Below are 17,198 nucleotides of genomic sequence, written 5' to 3'. Positions count from 1 at the left end.
GAGCGAGCGATCGCCGGATACGTCCGCTGGCACAACCGCCACGCCACCCCGAAACGCCGCTTCGCCGCCAACTCCAAGATCCGCAGGCCCGATTACCTACCCAACGTTGCCTGACGCAGCACTAGCGCGGGCGGTGGTGGCGCACGAGCGCGACCGTGACCTCGGTGAGGTCCTCGGCGTCGAGCTCCTGGCGGCGGCCGTCGGCCTCGGCGCGGGCGCGTCCGGCGGGGTAGGGGCCGTACGTGTCGGCCGCCCCGGTCACCGGGTCGAGCACCAGGACCATGAGCCCGTCACACTGTTCGAGCTCGTCGGGTTCGACGAGCGGGTCGAGGGAGACCTCGCGGCCGGTGGCCTGACGATGCGGGCACGGCAGCTTGGGCACAGCAGTCCTCCTCCGCGTCCTGTGCCCGACCCCACCGAGGCATCACCGATCGGGCGGTACCGACGGTATCAAGAACCTTGGAACACCCAGCGCGTTCGGGCGACGACCGGACAGTCACCGGAGACCGACGGTCGTGAGCCTCACCAATGAGCAGCATCGGCGACGTCCGTCGGGGGAGGGTCGTACCCCGATCGGTCGCGCAACGTGGTCACGTCGAGCGTGCGCTCCCGGGCGACGTGGCGCACCGCGTAGCGGCTGAGCACCGGACTCGTGCCGCAGATGCGGGCGGTCGCCTCCGCGATGATCGCGATCGAGTGGGCGAGGGGTACCGGGAGACTGAACGTCCGGACACGGACGCCCCGCGCGGCGAGGACCGCGGTCAGCGTCGTGAGCAGCTCGACGGGTTCGGCGTCGGCGACGTTGTAGGTCCCGCCCGGGCCGTCGAGGAGTGCGAGCACGGCGCCGACCAGCGTGTCGATCCGCGTCAGGCTGATCGCCCGCGGGCCGCGGCCCGGGACGACGAGGCGCCCGGCGCGGACGGCGGCGAGCAGGCGGGGGAGCAGCGTGGCCTCGCCCGGCCCGTAGACCGCGTGCGGGCGCAGGATCACGGCGTCGGGTCGCGTCGCGCGCACGAGGCGCTCGGCGGCGGCCTTCGCGGCGCCGTAGCCGTCGGGGTACGCGGGGCCGGGGGCGGCGTCCTCGCGCGCCCGGACGGTGGGGCGGCGCGGGTCGTAGACGCTGGCGGTCGAGAGGTGCACGAGCCGGGCGTGTGCCGGCAGTCCGGCGAGCACGGCGCGGGTCCCGGCGACGTGCGCGTCCCAGTGCGCCTGGGCGGGCAGGGCGTCCGAGGCCGCGCCGGCGGCGTGGACGACGACGTCGGCGCCGGCGAGGTCCGGGGGCCCGTCGGTGAGGTCGTGCGCCCGGTAGCCGGCGCCCGCGACGTGCTCCGGGTCGACGTGCGGGCGCCGCCCCAGCGCCCGGACCTCGTGACCCGCCCCGACCGCGGCCCGGCAGACCGCGCCCCCGACGAACCCGGAGGCGCCGGTGACGGCGATCCTCACCGCCGCGCCAGGAGCGCGCGGAGGGCGCCGCGGTCGGGCTTGCGGGAGCGCCCGCCGCGGGGGAGGTCGTCGAGGACCACGACCTCGTCGGGCGCGTCGACCCCGAAGACCCGGCGGACGGTGCCGGCGTCGGGACGGTCGCCGGCGACGGCGAGGACGACGTGCTCGTCGCCGGCGGGTGTGGGCACGCCGACCAGCAGCGCCTCCCGGACCCCGGGCAGCGCGGTCACCGCCGCCTCGTAGAGACCGGGGTAGATGTTGCGGTCACCCCGGATGATCATGTCCTTGCGCCGGCCCGTGAGCACGATCCGCCCGTCGTCCAGCACGCGGCCCAGGTCCCCGCTGGCGATCTCCGGCGTGCCAGCGAAGTGCCGTTGCGGACACTCAGCGTCCGTATCGGTACTTCGATCACCGAGGTCCAGGTAGCCCAGCGCCTGGTGCGGGGCGCTGAAGCAGAGCTCGCCGTCGTCGGCGACGCGGGCGGTGACGCCGGGCAGCGGGGTCCCCAGCAGGTCGCCCGGCGCGCCGGCGTCGGTGTGGGCGATCTTCTCCTCGGCGGTCGCAACCGCCGCCGGCGCCAGCTCCGTCATCCCGTAGACGGCGAGGAGGTCGGCGTTCGGGGCGACCGACCGCAGACGGCGCAGCGGACCCGGCAGCACCGGGGCCGCGCCGAGCAGGATGCCGCGCACTCCGGGCGGCAGCGGCCCGCCGCGCGCGACGGCGTCGACGTCCGCGGGCACGCAGAAGGTGTGCGTCGCCCCGCGGCCGCGCAGCACGCGGGCCAGCCGGGACGGGCGCGCGCCGGGCGCCGGGAGCGACCACGTCGCGCCGCCCGCCAGAGCAGGCAGCCCGATCATGAGCTGGTCGGTGTGGACGACGTCGCCGGGACCGAACGGCACCCGCGCCGCGAACGCCGCGAGCCCGGCACCCAGTGACGCCCGCGAGTGCACCACCAGCCGCGGCGCCGCGGTCGTGCCCGACGTCGGGATCACCAGCGCGGGGGCCCCGGCGTCGCCGCAGCGACCTTGATCGAAGTCCCGATACGGACGCTGAGCGTCCGTGAGGGCACTTCGCTGACACACACGCCGCCACGAGAACGCCCCGCACGGGACGCCGGGCAGGCGGGGGCCGGTGTAGACGTGCGTGACGTCGCCCAGCGAGCGCCACACGCGGCCCGCCAGCGCGTACACCGGCGACGCGGCGAGCGCCCAGCGCGGGGCGAGGGCGGCGGCGCGGGCGGCGAGGACGGCGTCGCCGGCGCGGGGGTCGGCGAAGGCGAGGGTGCCGCCGGCGGTGACGACGCCGAGCGCCAGGGCGAACGAGCTCGGCGACGGCGGCACCGCGAACAGCACCCGGTCGCCGGGCTCGAGACCCCGGCGACGCAGACCGGAGGCCACCGCCAGCACGCGCGACCGCAGCGCCCCGAAGGTCGTCGGGCGCCCGAGGGCGTCGAGCAGGGCCACGCGGTCCCGGTGGCGCACGCAGGCCTCGAGGACGGTCACGGCGAGATCAGGCACGGGCCACCACCAGCTCGCGCCAGGCCGGGACGAGGACGCGGCGGGCGGGGCGGCGGCGCACCACGCGCAGCGGCCCGGCTGCGAGGGCGGCCGCGGCGACCGCGCGCACCTCGGCCCGCGCCAGCGCCGCCCCCAGGCAGTGGTGGGGGCCGGCCCCGAACCACAGCGACCGCGCGGCGGGGTCGACGGGCGCGCCGATCCGGAACGCCTCACCCGCCCGCACCGCGGCGTGGGTGAGCACGAGGACGCGGTCGCCGGCACGCAGCGCACACCCGCCGACGGACGCCGGCCCGGCTACCCGGCGCAGCATCGCCGGCGAGGGCGCGGTGAAGCGCAGGGCCTCGTCGACGGCGTCGTCGAGGTCGGCGTCCTGCTCGCCGGTGTCGATCAAGAGGGCCACGAGCCGCGGCAGGAGGGCGACGACGGTCTCGGTGCCGGTGAGGAACAGGGCCGCGGCCGCGCCGCACGACGCGTCGTGGTCGACGCCGGCCGCGCGCAGCCGCGCCACTACCGTCCCGGCGCGTCCGGTGTGCCACGACGCCGAGGCCGCCCCGACGACCGGGGCCAGCTCGGCGCGGGCCCGGGCGGCGCGCCGCGGCGAGAGGGTGCGCGTGGTGGGCCGGACCGAGGCGGCGACGCGAGAGGCGCGCCGGCTCATGGCCCGGTGCTCGGCCGCCCCGCCGTCGAGCCCGACCAGGGCGGCGATCACGGCGCCGGCGACCACGCGCATCTCGTCGACGAGGTCGACCTCCGCGCCGGCCCGCAACCGGCCGGTCAGCGACGTCAGCCGCGGACCCACCGCCCCCGAGACCAGCTCCGCCGACGCCCGCGCCGTGAACAGGTCACCCAGCGCGCGGCGCATCGCCCGGTGCGGCTCGCCCTCCATCCCGAGCAGCACCGCCTCGCCGAGCACCGGGGTCCACAGTGCGCCGGGGCCGCCCGGGCCGTCCTTGCGGAAGCGCTTGGTGTCGGTGAGCACCTCCCGGGCCAGTGCCGCGTCGCTGATCACGGCGCCCACCCCGGGCACCCGCACCACCGGGCGCCGCGCGGCCAGCCGGGCCAACGGGGCGGCGACGGGGTGCGCGGCGTCGATCAGCCGCCGGTCGGCCCGGAGGGCGGGAGCGCTCATCGCACGTCCACCACGTCGGGACGGTGCCGGTGGTCGGCATACCAGCCGAGCGTCCCCACCAGCCCGTACGCCCGCACGCGGCGCACCGACCCGGCGACGACGGCGTCGCGCCGCCGCCCGATCCGCCCGCCGGCGCGACGCACGGCGTTGACCAGCGCGCGGTCCTCGTGGACGTCCTCGATCGCCGTGCGCGGGAAGCCGCCGCAGCGGGCGTAGAGGTCCGCGGTGATCGCGAGGTTGCACCCGGCGCACATGACGTACGGGCCGTGGAGGTCATCTCCCCGGTTCCCCGGCCGGAACCGGCCGAAGGTCGCGGCGAGCGCGACGACCGCCGGCAGCCCGCGGCGCTCCCAGAACCGCAGCACCACCTCGTCGGTGCGCGGCACGAGGCGCCCGCCGATCAGCTCGAGGCCGTCGGTGAACCCCGCCCGCAGCGCGGCCGTCCAGCCCGGCGCGGGCAGGCAGTCGGCGTCGGTGCGTGCCAGCAGCGTGGCGCCGGCGGCGATCGCGTGGCGCATCCCGGTGTCGGCGGCGGCGCCGGTGCCCTTCACCGGCTCGGTGATCACGCGCAGGTCCAGCCCGCGGGAGTGGGCCGCGACGACGGCGGCGGTGCCGTCGCGGCTGCCGTTGTCGACCACCAGCACCGTGAACGACGGGTCGTGCTGGGCGGCGAGGGCGTCGAGCGTCGCGGGGATCCCGCGCGCCTCGTCGTAGGCGGGGATCACCACCCAGAGGCTCACGGCGTCACCACCACGACGCCCGTGCTGATCCGGCGGGCCGGGTCGCCGGGCACGGGGTGACCCTCCGTGACAGCTGTGGCACGTTCGATCATGTCCGAGGGCGGGGCGGACCCGTCGCTCGCCGCGGCGATCCGGGCCCCGGTCCGGGCGGACGCCGGCAGCTCGCCGGGCAGGTGCACGGCGGTCCCGGCGGGGAGGGTGCTCATGCCGAGTGATCTCACCCTTCCCCCTGCCCACCCCGGTAGGGGAGAAATACCGACATGACGACGACCGCACAGCGTCACGAATCACGCGTGCTGTTCGCGTCGCGCCCGGCGCTGTGGGCGTTACTGCGGGCCGGGCGGTGGACCGGTCCCGTGCGCCGCGTCCCGAGGGTCGGGTGGCTCGTCGCCGACCCGGTGCTCGCGCGCCGGCTGCTCACCGACCACGCCCACACGAGCGTCGTCGGCGAGGGCGGCGTCGGGCACCTGTGGGCGCAGGTCCTCGGCGACTGGGTCACCGAGCTCTTCGACGGCCGCGGCCACGCGGCCCTGCGCGCCCGGGTGCGCGACGTGTTCACCGAGGCCTCGGCCCGCGCGCACGTCGACCGGGTCCTGGCCGCCCGGCTCGCGGTCGCCACGCGGGAGCTGAGCACGGGCGCCGAGCTCGACGTCGCCGACCTCGCCCGCGTGCTCGTGGGCCGGGTCGTCGCCGATCTCCTCGGACTGCCGCTGGCCGACGACGGGACCGCGCGGGAGCGCTTCGCGACCGCCGAGGGTCTCGCGGCGCTGGCCCTCGGGACGGGGGCGTCCACGGCGCTCGACCCCGCGACGGTGGCGACCGCGCGCGACCTCGTTGCCCGGCTCACCGCGGGCGTGGCCGACGAGTGGGCGCACGCCGGGCCCGACCGGCTGCTCGGCCGCTGCCGCGAGCTCGGACTCGGCCTGCGGGAGACCGAGGGGCTCGCGGTGCTCATGGCCGTCGCCGGGACCGGGACCGCGGCGAGCGCGATGGCCCGCACCGTCGCCCTCGTCGCAGACACCGGCACCGCGCCGCGCCTGCTCGCCGAGCCCGACCGCGTGCCCGACGCCGTGCGCGAGGGCCTGCGCGTCAGCACCCCCGCGCCCGTGGTGGGCCGGCACGTCACGGCGGACACCACCCTCGGCGACGCCCGCCTGCGGGCCGGCGACCGCGTGCTCGTCCTGACCCACGCGATCGACAACGCCGCCGGCGGCTTCGACCTCGACCGCCCCTACGAGCCGGCGACCCGCCAGCTGTGGTTCGGGGCCGGACGTCACCAGTGCCTGGGGGCGGCGCTCGCGAAGGCGGAGCTCGCCGGGCTGCTGCACGCACTGCTCGCGACGGGCCGGCCGTGGCGCGTCACCGGCCGCCGTGCCGCCCGGCGGGTGCTCGTCCCGTCCTACGCCGAGCTGCGGATCGCGGTGTCGTGACCACGGTCCTCGCCACCCTCCTCGCCCTCGTCGCCGCGCTCCTGGTCGGCGCGTCCGCGGTGCTGCAGCAGACCGCGGCGTCGACGGTGCGCGACCAGGGCGCGGGGTTCTTCGCCGCCCTGCTGCGCCGGCGCCGGTGGCTCGCCGGGGCCGCGGCGGACACCGCGGGGTTCGGGTTCCTGCTCGCCGCCCGCGCGGTCGGGCCGCTGCTGCTCGTCCAGCCGATCGTGGCGGCGTCGGTGCTGGTCGCGCTGGTGGGCGGGGCGCGGGCGGCGGGCCAGCCGCCGCGACGGGGCGAGGTCGTGGCGGGCGGGGTGCTCGCGGTCGCGCTGGCGGTGTTCGTCGTGCTGGGCCGCCCGGAGCGGGGTCTCGCGCGGGTGCCGCTCACGTCGTGGCTGCCGGTGCTCGCCGGGGTCGCGGTGCTGTCGGCGTGCGCTGCGCTCGCCGCGCGGCGCCGGCGTCCGGGTGCGGGCCGGGCCGTGCTGCTCGGGATCCCGGCCGCGCTGGCCTACGGGCTCGGAGCGGCGCTGACGACGACCGTGGTCGCGCTCGTGCCCGACGGGATCGCCGCCCTGCTCGGCGCGTGGGAGACGTGGACGGCCGCGGTCGTGCTGCTCGCGGGCACCGCGGCGCAGCAGCTGGCCTATCGCGCGGGCCCGCTGCCGGCGTCGCTGCCGGTGGTGGCGGCGGGCGAGCCGGTGGTCGCCGCGGCGCTCGGCGTGGTGGTGCTGGGGGAGTCGCTCGGAGCCTTCGGGTCCGCGCTCGGGCTCACGGTCGCGGCGGTGATCGCGATGCTCGTGGCGGTCGTCGTGCTGGCCCGCGGGGTGGGTGCCGTCAGCACCGTCAGCACCGTCAGCACCGCCAGCACCGTCAGCGCAGCGGGCCGACCTCGTCCGGGAACACCCAGCGCCGGAACGCCCACCAGCGGAACACCATCGCGAGGAGGGTCCCGACGACCTGGGCGCTGACGAGGTCCGCGACGTGCTCGGTGAGGGTCGAGACCGCCGGCGTGGCGAGGTCGAGCACGTAGCGGGAGATCCCGAGCGGCGCCGCGTTGATCCCGAGCGCGATGCCCGACACCACGAAGTACAGCAGCGCCTCGTGCGGACGGCCCCGCCCGCCGCGCAGCCGGAACGACCACTCGCGGTTGAGTACGTAGCCGACGATCGTCGCGACGAGCACGGCGACGACCTTCGCGGTGACCGGCTTGGGCTCCAGCACCGTCGACTTCGCCGTCACGAACACGGCCGTGTCCACGACGAACGTGATCGCGCCGACGATCGCGAACTTGACGAACTCGCCGTAGCGCTCGGTGAGCCCGGCGACGGGGCGGCGCAGCACCGGGGGCAGCCCCGGGGCGCGCGGCCGGTCGTCGGTCATCGTCGCGAGTCTGGCAGACCGCTACCGCCCCGAGGCGTCGATCGGGCACACGACACCCGCCGCGCCGAGCGCCGGCAGGCGCGTGGTGACGACGCAGTCGCCGGTCCCGGGGGCGTCCGCGGGCGCCAGGAGCGCGACCGCCGGGGCGGGGCCGGGCCCGGTGGGTCGGGCATCCGCGGGGGAGGCGCGCGCGGTCGCGGCGGGGACGGCTCCGGTCGTTCCGGGCACGGTCCCGCCCCTCGCGCCGGCCGCTGGGGTCGCCCCGTCGCCGGCCCCGTCGCCGGCCCCGTCGCCCGTCCCGCCGCCTGTTCCGTCGCCCGTCCCGCCGCCTGCTCCGTCGCCGGCCCTCCCCGGCGTGTCGCGCGAGCGAGCGTGTGGCGATCCTGGCGTCCCACGCGAGGAAAGCCGCATTGCTGGTACACCCCGTGCGCCGCCGTCCTCGGTGCCGTGGCGCGCCCGGTCGGCGGGATCGCCCCCCGCGGCGCCTCCGGTCCCGTCCAGGAGACCCGGCAGGGCCAGGGCGGCGTCGGGGGACGGGCCCGGGATGGGGGGTGGCGCCGAGGGGCCCGGGACCAGCGGCAGCACCGGGGCGGCGGCGCGCGGGGGCGACGGCGGCGGTTCGGCGTGGTCGCCGACGACGAACGCGGCGACGCCGACCGCGCCCGCCAGGCCCAGCACGCCCGCGGCGCGCCGGCGGGACGCGCGGGTCGAGGCCGTCGGCCGCGCGCTCACCCCGCCGAGACCGGAGATCCCGCCCAGCGCGCCGAGCACGCCCAGTGCCCCACCGCCGGCGACGGCGAGCTGGCTGCTGTCGGCGTCGAAGGCGAGCGGGCCGGTCGTGCCCCGGGACGCGAGGTAGCCGACGATGCCCGCGCCGAGTACGAGCGGCGCCACGACGGCGCGCAGCATCCCCGAGTTGACGTCGCGCAGCTCCTCGGCCAGCGCGCGGCACTCGGCGCACTCGGCGAGGTGGGTCTCGACGCGCTCGGCCTCCCGGCGGGCGAGGCCGCCACGGGTGTAGGCGCCGAGCTTCTCGCCGGTGTCGCGGTGGCGCCGGTCCCAGTGCCCGGAGGACGAGGCGAGGTGCTCCTGGAGGTAGGCCTGGCGCAGCCCTTCCCGGGCGCGGTAGCCGAGCGCGGAGACGGCGTTGGCGGACAGCCCGAACAGCGGCGCGATGTCGGCGGGCGTGTCGCCCTCGACCTCGAGGTGCCAGAGCACCGCCTGCCAGCGCTCCGGCAGCGTCGCGAACGCCCGCGCCGCCAGGGTCCGTTCGAGCCCGGCGAGGGCCGGGTCGGTGAACGGGACGATCGTGTCGTCGGGGTCGGCGGCGTGCACCGCGGTGACGTCGTCGGTGAGGTCGAGCCGGCGCTCGGCGCGGCTGCGGTCGTAGGCGAGGTGGCGCACCGAGGTCAGCAGGTACGCGCGGAACGCCTCGGTGGGCCCGCGCCCGGCGCGCAGCACCTCGAGCAGGCGCGTGAAGGCGCCCGCGACGAGGTCGTCGGCGTCGGCGGGCGAGCGCGCGAGCTGGCGCGCCAGCGCCCGGGCGGACTGCTCGTGGCGCGTGTAGAGGGTGGCGAACGCCGAGGTCGAGTCCCGGTCGGCGCCCCGGCCCCGCAGCCGCGCGATGAGCTCGGCGTCGCTGCGGGGGTCCCCGTCGGACGAGCCCCCGGCGTCGTCGGGACGCCCGCCGTCGTCGACCGTCACCCGACCACCCCTCCCCCGACCGGACGAGTGTGTCTGCGCCCGTACGGCCGAACCGGTGACCGTCACCGTCATGGGCGATGTCCCCGCGCGTCTCTGCGGTCGGGACCAGTTCGCACGAGCACGCCGGAGGTCGGCCGGGGCATGGACGTCAGCAGCAACGAGGGGTCGGGCACGGCCACCGCCGAGGCCACGGCCCCGATCGACGTCGACACGGCCGTCCCCGACGGCGCGACGCCCCGCCCGGCACGGGCCGCGGCCCTGCGGGAACGCTGGTTCGCCTGCAGCCGAGCCCTGGGCTGGGCGGCCGCGGCCGAGTGGCCGGACCCCGCCATCGACGCGGTGTGCTCGGTCGTGACCGCCCGCCACGACGATCACGGCGCCCGCGAGCGCGCCGTGGAGTCAGCGCTCGCGCGGTGGGCCGGGGCGCGGGCCGGGGCCGGGGTCGGGCTCGCCGAGACGCTCACCGACCTGGCCGCCCTCAACACCGCGGTCTCCGGCGGCTCCGGGACGAACGGCGCCGAGACGGCCGCACCCGCCGGCCGCGGCCCCGACGGGGTGCGTCTCCTGCGGGCCGTGTCGCTGGCGTGGACGGACGTCGCCTGCGGGGACCTCAACGAGACCGCGGCGGTGGACCCGCTCTCGGGGCTCGCCAGCGTCCGCTACCTGCGCACCCGCCTCGCGGAGATCTACCGGGCCGCGCGTGCCCACGGCCGGTCGGCCGGGGACGGGCACGCGCTGGTGGTGCTCGCGCTCGAGGTCGGCGACTGGCGCCGCGTCGCACCCCTCTCGATCGCCGGCGAGGCGGCGGGCGTGGTCTTCGATGCCGGCGAGTCGATCGCGGTCGTCGGGCGCGGCACGGTCGTCGTGCTCGCGCCGCGCGAGGGTCTCGTCGAGCGCGCCGCCGTGCTGCGCCGCCTGCTCGCCCGCCGCCTGTCCGCGACCGAGGGCGTCGCCGGGGCGCCGTCGGCGCAGATCCTGCGCCTGCCCGCGACCCACGACGGGGCCTGTGCCCTGCTCGAACGGCTGCGCAGCGCCGACCCCGGCACGGACCCCGCCGGCGACCCCGCCGCCGACCCCGCCGCCGACCCCGCCGCCGACCCCGCCGCCGACCCCGCCGCCGACCCCGCCGCCGACCCCGCCGCCGACCCCGCCGCCGACCCCGCCGCCGACCCCGCCACGCATCCCGCCCCGGACGCCGAGTCGGGCCCGGATCACACCTGACGCGCGCGTACCGTCTCTGCACCGTGGACGAGCGCACCGGGCTTCCCGTGGTGACGATGATCGGCGGCGGCCAGCTGGCGCGGATGACCCACCAGGCCGCGATCGCGCTCGGGCAGTCGCTGCGCGTGCTCGCGACGGGCCCCGACGAGCCCGCGGCGCTGGTCGCACCGGACGTCGTCCTCGGCGACCACCGCGACCTCGACGCCTTGCGCCGCGCGGCCGCCGGCGCCGAGGCCGTCACGTTCGACCACGAGCACGTGCCGGGCGAGCACCTGCGCGCCCTGGTCGCCGAGGGCCACACCGTGCACCCCGGCCCGGAGGCCCTCCTGCACGCCCAGGACAAGCTCGTCATGCGCCGCCGGCTCGCGGAGCTCGGCGAGCCCGTGCCGCCGTTCGCCGCGGTGGCGGGCGTCGACGACGTCACCGCCTTCGCCGGCGAGCACGGCTGGCCGGTGGTGCTCAAGGCGGTGCGCGGCGGCTACGACGGCCGCGGGGTGTGGGTGCTGGACGACGCCGACGAGGCGAAGAGCGTCGTCACCGAGCTGCTGGGCGCCGGGACCCCGCTCATGGTCGAGCAGAAGGTGGCGCTGCGCCGCGAGCTCGCCACCATGCTGGCCCGCTCGCCGTTCGGGCAGGCGGCGGTGTGGCCGGTGGTCGAGACCGTGCAGTCCCACGGCATCTGCACCGAGGTCCTCGCCCCCGCGCCCGGGCTCGACGCCGAGCGTGCCGAGGAGGCCGGCGAGCTCGCCCTGCGCATCGCCGCCGCACTGGGCGTCGTCGGCCTGCTCGCGGTGGAGCTGTTCGAGACCGACCGGGGGCTCGTGGTCAACGAGCTCGCGATGCGGCCCCACAACTCGGCGCACTGGACGATCGAGGGCGCGGTGACCTCCCAGTTCGAGCAGCACCTGCGCGCCGTGCTCGACTACCCGCTGGGCGCGACCACGACCACGGCGCCGGTGACGGTGATGGCCAACGTCCTCGGCGGCGACCCCGTCCCGCCGACGCGGCTCGACGAGCGCCTGCACCACACCTACGCGCGCTTCCCCGACGCCCGGGTGCACCTCTACGGCAAGGGCGAGCGTCCCGGCCGCAAGATCGGTCACGTCACCGTCCGCGGGGACGACCTCGACGACGTGCGCACCCGTGCCCGTCTCGCCGCGGACCACCTCGCGACCGGAGTGTGGAGCGACGGATGGGACCCTCACGCCTCATGAGCGCCCCTGGGACCGTCCCGGAGAACACGCCGGACAGCACCCCCGCCGTCGGCCTCGTCATGGGCAGCGACTCCGACTGGCCGACGATGCAGGCCGCGGCGGCCGCGCTCGACGAGTTCGGCGTCTCCTGGGAGGCGCGCGTGCTCTCCGCGCACCGCACGCCGCGGGTGATGCTCGACTGGGCGTCCGCGGCGGCCGGCCGCGGGGTGCGGGTCGTGATCGCCGGGGCGGGCGGGGCGGCGCACCTGCCCGGCATGGTCGCGTCCGCCACGACGCTGCCGGTGATCGGCGTGCCGGTGCCGCTCGCGCACCTCGACGGCATGGACTCGCTGCTCTCGATCGTGCAGATGCCGGCCGGTGTGCCGGTGGCGACGGTGTCGATCGGCGGGGCGCGCAACGCGGGCCTGCTCGCCGTGCGGATCCTCGGCGCGTCCGACCCGGCGCTCGCCCGCGCGATGGAGCGCTTCCAGGCCGGGCTCGCCGAGTCCGTCGCCGCGAAGGACGAGGCGCTGGCGGCGCGGGCTCACCGTGACGCGGCGGGAGACTCCAGCGGCTCCGTGAGGTAGCGCTGGATGGTCCGGCCGTAGACCTGGATCAGGATCTCGCGGTCGGCGGCCGCCAGCTCGGGCAGCGCGAGGACCTGCCGGGCCATGAGGATCCCGACGATCTGGGACGCGCACAGGTCGGCGCGCAGCCGCGGGCGGTCGGCGTCCACAGCCGCCGCGACCCGGTCGAGGATCGCCTCGCCGAGGAACTCGCGCATCATCCGGGCGGCGTCGGGGTGTCCGACCGCCGAGCGCACGAGCGCGAGCATCGGGTTCGCCTCGCCGAGCTCGTCGACGAGCCCGAGCAGGAAGCGGACGAGCCGCTCGCCCAGCCCGTCGATCCCCGGTCCGACGATGCGCGGGACGATCTGCGCCGGGTCGAGCGGGAACTCCATCGCGGCGACGAACAGGCCCTGCTTCGTACCGAAGTAGTGCATCACCAGCGCCGGGTCGACGCCCGCGTCGGCGGCGATGGCCCGCACCGTCGCCGCGCGGAACCCGTCGTGCGCGAACCGCACGCGCGCCGCCTCGAGGATCGCCGTGCGGGTCTGCGAGTCGCCCGGCCGCCGCCCGCGCCGCCCCGCCGTCTCGCTGCTGGTCACACGCCCGACCCTACTCGTTTTCAGCGACTGTTGAATTTCTCGGCCGGCGGGTCCACACTCGTATTCAACAGACGGTGAAAAACACCCGGAGGTGAGGATGATGGAGCGCACGACGTGCTGCGTGGTCGGGGGCGGCCCGGCCGGGATGGTGCTGGGGCTGCTGCTCGCGCGGGCCGGTGTCGAGGTGACGGTGCTCGAGAAGCACGCGGACTTCCTGCGCGACTTCCGGGGCGACACCGTGCACCCGACGACGCTCGACCTGCTCACCGAGCTCGGGCTGGGGGAGCGGTTCGACGCGCTGCCCCAGAGCCGGCTCGACCGGGTGGGCTTCCCGGTCGGCGAGGACGGCGAGCTGCTCGTCGTCGGCGACCTGCGCCGCCTCGCCGGCCGCGTCGACCACCCGTACATCGCGATGGTGCCGCAGTGGGACCTGCTCGACCTGCTCGCCGACGCCGCCGCGCAGGAGCCGACGTTCACGCTGCGGATGGACACCGAGGTCACGGACCTGCGCCGCGGCGCCGACGGCGCGGTCACCGGGGTGGCCTACCGCACCGCGGACGGCGACACCGGCGAGATCGCCGCCGACCTGACGGTCGCGTGCGACGGGCGCGGCTCGACCGCGCGGGCGCAGGCCGGTCTCGACGTCCTCGACTTCCCGTGCCCGATGGACGCCTGGTGGTTCCGGCTGCCGCGCCGCGAGGGCGAGGGCGTCGAGGCGCTCTCCCCGCGGATGCAGGCCGGACGCTTCGCGGTCGTCATCCCGCGCGAGGGCTACTTCCAGATCGCCTACATGGCGCCCAAGGGGACCGACGCCGAGCTTCGGGCCCGCGGCATCGAAGCGTTCCGGGCGGATGTCGCCGCGCTCGCCCCCGACCTCGCCGACCGCGTCGACACGCTCGCGAGCATGGACGACGTCAAGCACCTCGACGTCCGGCTCGACCGGCTGCGCCGGTGGCACGTCGACGGCCTGCTCTGCCTCGGCGACGCCGCGCACGCGATGTCGCCGATCGGCGGCGTCGGCATCAACCTGGCGGTGCAGGACGCCGTTGCCGCCGCGACGCTGCTGGCGGAACCCCTCCGGGAGGGTCGCGTCACCGGGTCGGACCTCGACCGCGTGCGGCGCCGCCGGCTGCTCCCGACGATCGCCGTGCAGACGCTGCAGCGCGTCATGCACCGGGGGATCGTCGAGCCGGTGCTGCGCGGGCGGATGGGCGGCCCGCCGGCCCCGATCCGTCGCCTCATGGCCGCGTTCCCGCCCGCGACGATCATCCCCGCCTACCTCATCGGCGTCGGCCTGCGGCCCGAGCACGCCCCGGCGTTCGCCCGGCGCGAGCCCGTGCGGGTGACCGGGGCGGCGCCGACGCGGTGACGGGCGGCCGCGACCACCGACCGGGCGTAGCCGGGACCACACCGGTCGGGTGGTCGCGACCTCCCACATTGATCGGACGTCCGAGTATCGTGACCGCGGTACGCAATCGTGTGTGGAGGAACGCCGTGGACCCAGACTTCGACCTGTACAGCCTCGGTGAGGAGCGCGACGCGCTGCGGGAGTCGATCCGGGCCCTCGCCGAGAAGGAGATCGCGCCGCACGCCGCGGAGGTCGACGCGACGCCGCGCTTCCCGGAGGAGGCGCGCAAGGCCCTCGTCCAGAACGGGTTCCACGCGATCCACATCCCCGAGCAGTACGGGGGCGAGGGCGCCGACTCGATCGTCGCGTGCATGGTCATCGAGGAGGTCGCCCGCGTCGACGCGTCGGCGTCGCTCATCCCGGCGGTGAACAAGCTCGGCTCGATGCCGATCATCCTGTCGGCCTCCGAGGAGCTGAAGCAGCAGGTCCTGCCGACCATCGCCTCCGGCGAATCGATGATCAGCTACGCGCTCTCGGAACGGGAGGCCGGCTCGGACACCGTCTCGATGCGCACCCGCGCGGCGCAGGACGGCGACGACTGGGTCCTCAACGGCACCAAGTGCTGGATCACCAACGGCGGCGTGTCCGACTGGTACACGGTCATGGCGAAGACCGACCCGGACAAGGGCGCCAACGGGATCTCGGCGTTCGTGGTGCACGTCGACGACCCCGGCTTCTCGGTCGGCCCGAAGGAGCACAAGCTCGGCATCAAAGGCTCGCCGACCACCGAGATCTACTTCGAGAACTGCCGCATCCCCGGCGACCGCATCATCGGCGAGCCCGGCACGGGCCTGAAGACGGCGTTCGCGACGCTCGACCACACCCGCCCGACCATCGGGGCACAGGCCGTCGGCATCGCGCAGGGCGCGCTCGACGCGGCGGTCGACTACGTCCGCGAGCGCCACCAGTTCGGCAAGGCCGTCGCCGACTTCCAGGGCATCCAGTTCATGCTCGCCGACATGGCGATGAACACCGAGGCCGCCCGCCACCTCGTCTACGCCGCCGCGGCGCGCGCCGAGCGCGGCGAGAAGATGGGCCTGATCGCGTCGGCCTCGAAGTGCTTCGCCTCCGACACGGCCATGTCGGTCACCACCGACGCGGTCCAGCTCTTCGGCGGCGCCGGCTACACCGTCGACTTCCCGGTCGAGCGGATGATGCGCGACGCCAAGATCACGCAGATCTACGAGGGCACCAACCAGATCCAGCGCATGGTCATGGCGCGGAGCCTGCTCAAGAAGTAACCCGTTCGGGGTACTACTCACGGAGCGTGTGCGGAGCTAGCCTACTCGGGCGAAAGGGACCGCGAAGATCTCGGTCCCTCCACACGCTCCGTGAGAGGTCCCCCATGCAGTGGTACCTGAAGGTGCTCAAGCAGTACGCCGACTTCAGCGGGCGTGCTCGTCGCACCGAGTTCTGGATGTTCGTCCTGTTCAACGCGATCGCGTACATCGTGCTCGCCCTGATCGACGTGCTGATCGGCACGGCCAGCTTCACCTCGACGGGAACGGGCTTCTCGTTCGGTGGCGGCCTCCTCAGCGGTCTCTACTCGCTGGGTGTGCTGATCCCGTCCCTCGCGGTCGCCGTCCGCCGCCTGCACGACACCGACCGCACCGGCTGGTGGCTGCTGATCGGCCTCGTCCCGATCGTCGGCGGCATCGTGCTGCTGGTCTTCTACTGCATCGAGGGCACCCGCGGCCCGAACCAGTACGGCCCGGACCCGAAGATGGACGCGATGGCAGGCCCGCAGGGCGGCTACCCGCAGCAGGGCTACCCGCAGCAGCAGCCGCAGCAGGGTTACCCGCAGCAGGGCTACCCCCAGCAGCCGCAGCAGGGCTACCCGCAGCAGCCGCAGGCCTGAGCACCCCCTGAGCACCCCCTGAGCGGACCCGCTCCGCCCGACGAACGACACGAACGGCGCTCTCGCTGCTTTCGAAGCAACGAGAGCGCCGTTCGTTGTCTCCGGGGTTCCGGCGCCCGGGCCGGCGGGCTGGGCCGCCTGCTCAGGCGAGGGTCCGCGTGACCTTCTCGGTGCCCGCCCGGTGCGTCTGGTCCCCGGCCGGGTGGCGCACCTGCACCAGCGAGGCGCCCGCCGCGAGCACCGCGAGGAAGCCGTCGACGAGCCCGCCGGCGGTCGCGACCGGCCACGCGCCGGTGGCGAGCACCCGGTCGTCCGCCGACAGGCCCAGCTCCGCGGCACGCGCCCGCGCCGTCGCCACGACCGTTGCGACGTCGGCGCCGGCGAGGGCCGGGGTGTCGTCGGGCACGGGGGCGAGGGGGTCGAAGTGGTCGCCGTGCACCCGGACCTCGGTCGCGTAGTCGACGGCCCCGCCGGGCAGCGCGTCACCGAGTCCCTGGCCGAAGGCGTCGAGCGAGAAGCCGACCACCAGCCCTGCGCTGCCCGCCTCCTCGAGGTGCTCGGCGTCGGCGAGGGCGACCTCGGCGCCCGCCGGGTCCGCGACGATCTCCGCGCCGCACGACCACACCGCGCACAGCGCCGCGGCCGTCTGCCAGTGCGCGGGCAGCAGCACGGCGACCGGGGCGCCGGGCTCGACGTCGCACTCGTCGCGCAGGAGGTTCGCGGTCTTCGCGACCCAGTTCGCGAACGTCGCGCCCGAGAGCTCGATGCGCTCGCCGGTCGCGTCGTCGTAGAAGGTGATCAGCGGCCGCGCCGGGTCGGCGGCGAGCAGCGGGGAGAGCAGGGCGTCGGAGACGGTCATCGGCCCCGACGCTATCCCGGTCGCTAGTGCGTTGACCATGAACGTTGACCGGTTTCGCGACACGCCGTCGTAGGTTCACCGCTGCTGCGCTGGAGCAAGATCTCATTGTCGGTGTCGGCCGCAGGTCGGGACCGGGAGTGGGAGCGCG

18 protein-coding genes are annotated in these 17,198 nt (G+C 76.4%); 8 read left to right on the top strand and 10 right to left on the bottom strand.

Translation table 11 applies throughout. The features are described 5' to 3' along the window. Positions 1-121: 121 nt before the first annotated feature. The 6 genes from QSK03_RS32275 to QSK03_RS32250 form a co-directional block, all read right to left on the bottom strand. Complete coding sequence (locus tag QSK03_RS32275; RefSeq protein WP_285659871.1) at positions 122-382, bottom strand: hypothetical protein; 261 nt, start codon at positions 380-382, stop codon at positions 122-124. 140 nt (positions 383-522) lie between these two features. Next, positions 523-1,443, bottom strand: a complete 921-nt coding sequence (locus QSK03_RS32270) for an NAD-dependent epimerase/dehydratase family protein (protein ID WP_285659869.1) — start codon at positions 1,441-1,443, stop codon at positions 523-525. Continuing rightward, positions 1,440-2,960 (bottom strand): class I adenylate-forming enzyme family protein, encoded by a 1,521-nt coding sequence (locus QSK03_RS32265; protein WP_285659867.1) that lies wholly within the window; start codon positions 2,958-2,960, stop codon positions 1,440-1,442. The genes QSK03_RS32270 and QSK03_RS32265 overlap by 4 nt, the downstream gene beginning before the upstream one ends. Beyond that, positions 2,953-4,089, bottom strand: a complete 1,137-nt coding sequence (locus tag QSK03_RS32260) for a cytochrome P450 (protein WP_285659865.1) — start codon at positions 4,087-4,089, stop codon at positions 2,953-2,955. The genes QSK03_RS32265 and QSK03_RS32260 overlap by 8 nt, the downstream gene beginning before the upstream one ends. Further along, entirely contained in the window at positions 4,086-4,829 is a 744-nt protein-coding gene (locus QSK03_RS32255; RefSeq protein WP_285659863.1) for a glycosyltransferase family 2 protein, read from the bottom strand. Before QSK03_RS32255 ends, QSK03_RS32260 begins: the two co-directional genes overlap by 4 nt. Beyond that, positions 4,826-5,035 (bottom strand): hypothetical protein, encoded by a 210-nt coding sequence (locus QSK03_RS32250; protein WP_285659860.1) that lies wholly within the window; start codon positions 5,033-5,035, stop codon positions 4,826-4,828. Before QSK03_RS32250 ends, QSK03_RS32255 begins: the two co-directional genes overlap by 4 nt. Positions 5,036-5,089: 54 nt before the next feature. On the opposite strand from QSK03_RS32250, the gene QSK03_RS32245 reads away from it, so the two are divergent. Both QSK03_RS32245 and QSK03_RS32240 read left to right on the top strand, forming a co-directional pair. Continuing rightward, the gene (locus QSK03_RS32245; RefSeq protein ID WP_285659859.1) at positions 5,090-6,259 is read left to right on the top strand and encodes a cytochrome P450; all 1,170 of its coding nucleotides are present in this window, start codon (positions 5,090-5,092) and stop codon (positions 6,257-6,259) included. Continuing rightward, a complete protein-coding gene (locus QSK03_RS32240) occupies positions 6,256-7,227 on the top strand; it encodes a DMT family transporter (RefSeq protein WP_285659857.1) in 972 nt (323 codons plus the stop codon). Before QSK03_RS32245 ends, QSK03_RS32240 begins: the two co-directional genes overlap by 4 nt. Here QSK03_RS32240 and QSK03_RS32235 read toward each other — a convergent pair. Both QSK03_RS32235 and QSK03_RS32230 read right to left on the bottom strand, forming a co-directional pair. After that, positions 7,130-7,639 (bottom strand): GtrA family protein, encoded by a 510-nt coding sequence (locus QSK03_RS32235; protein ID WP_285659855.1) that lies wholly within the window; start codon positions 7,637-7,639, stop codon positions 7,130-7,132. The genes QSK03_RS32240 and QSK03_RS32235 overlap by 98 nt on opposite strands. Before the next feature lie 21 nt (positions 7,640-7,660). Beyond that, entirely contained in the window at positions 7,661-9,343 is a 1,683-nt protein-coding gene (locus QSK03_RS32230; protein WP_285659854.1) for a sigma-70 family RNA polymerase sigma factor, read from the bottom strand. 141 nt (positions 9,344-9,484) lie between these two features. On the opposite strand from QSK03_RS32230, the gene QSK03_RS32225 reads away from it, so the two are divergent. Genes QSK03_RS32225 through purE form a run of 3 tightly spaced genes read left to right on the top strand, consistent with a single transcriptional unit; the run spans position 9,485 to position 12,344 of the window. Beyond that, the gene (locus QSK03_RS32225; protein ID WP_285659852.1) at positions 9,485-10,564 is read left to right on the top strand and encodes a GGDEF domain-containing protein; all 1,080 of its coding nucleotides are present in this window, start codon (positions 9,485-9,487) and stop codon (positions 10,562-10,564) included. A gap of 23 nt (positions 10,565-10,587) precedes the next feature. Then, a complete protein-coding gene (locus QSK03_RS32220; protein WP_285659851.1) occupies positions 10,588-11,778 on the top strand; it encodes a 5-(carboxyamino)imidazole ribonucleotide synthase in 1,191 nt (396 codons plus the stop codon). Continuing rightward, a complete protein-coding gene (purE, locus tag QSK03_RS32215; protein ID WP_285659849.1) occupies positions 11,775-12,344 on the top strand; it encodes a 5-(carboxyamino)imidazole ribonucleotide mutase in 570 nt (189 codons plus the stop codon). The genes QSK03_RS32220 and purE overlap by 4 nt, the downstream gene beginning before the upstream one ends. Here the strand turns inward: purE and QSK03_RS32210 are convergent. Then, positions 12,302-12,925, bottom strand: a complete 624-nt coding sequence (locus QSK03_RS32210) for a TetR/AcrR family transcriptional regulator (protein WP_285659847.1) — start codon at positions 12,923-12,925, stop codon at positions 12,302-12,304. The two genes, purE and QSK03_RS32210, sit on opposite strands and share 43 nt — an antisense overlap. 97 nt (positions 12,926-13,022) lie before the next feature. Between QSK03_RS32210 and QSK03_RS32205 the strand changes: the two genes are divergently transcribed. From QSK03_RS32205 to QSK03_RS32195, 3 genes are all read left to right on the top strand, one after another. Beyond that, positions 13,023-14,294: an FAD-dependent oxidoreductase gene (locus QSK03_RS32205; protein WP_285659845.1), complete on the top strand. Its 1,272-nt coding sequence runs from the start codon at positions 13,023-13,025 to the stop codon at positions 14,292-14,294. A gap of 125 nt (positions 14,295-14,419) precedes the next feature. Then, positions 14,420-15,574 (top strand): acyl-CoA dehydrogenase, encoded by a 1,155-nt coding sequence (locus QSK03_RS32200; RefSeq protein WP_285659843.1) that lies wholly within the window; start codon positions 14,420-14,422, stop codon positions 15,572-15,574. 104 nt (positions 15,575-15,678) lie between these two features. Then, positions 15,679-16,191 carry a DUF805 domain-containing protein gene (locus tag QSK03_RS32195; RefSeq protein ID WP_285659841.1) on the top strand — a complete coding sequence of 171 codons (513 nt, stop codon included), beginning with the start codon at positions 15,679-15,681 and terminating at the stop codon, positions 16,189-16,191. 142 nt (positions 16,192-16,333) lie between these two features. Here the strand turns inward: QSK03_RS32195 and QSK03_RS32190 are convergent, their stop codons facing one another. Further along, the gene (locus tag QSK03_RS32190; protein ID WP_285659839.1) at positions 16,334-17,050 is read right to left on the bottom strand and encodes a TIGR03089 family protein; all 717 of its coding nucleotides are present in this window, start codon (positions 17,048-17,050) and stop codon (positions 16,334-16,336) included. Between the last annotated feature and the right edge of the window lie 148 nt (positions 17,051-17,198).

The sequence above is a fragment of the Actinomycetospora sp. NBRC 106375 genome (assembly GCF_030269665.1).
Taxonomy (GTDB): domain Bacteria; phylum Actinomycetota; class Actinomycetes; order Mycobacteriales; family Pseudonocardiaceae; genus Actinomycetospora.
This window is presented reverse-complemented; position numbering and strand designations above follow the sequence as displayed.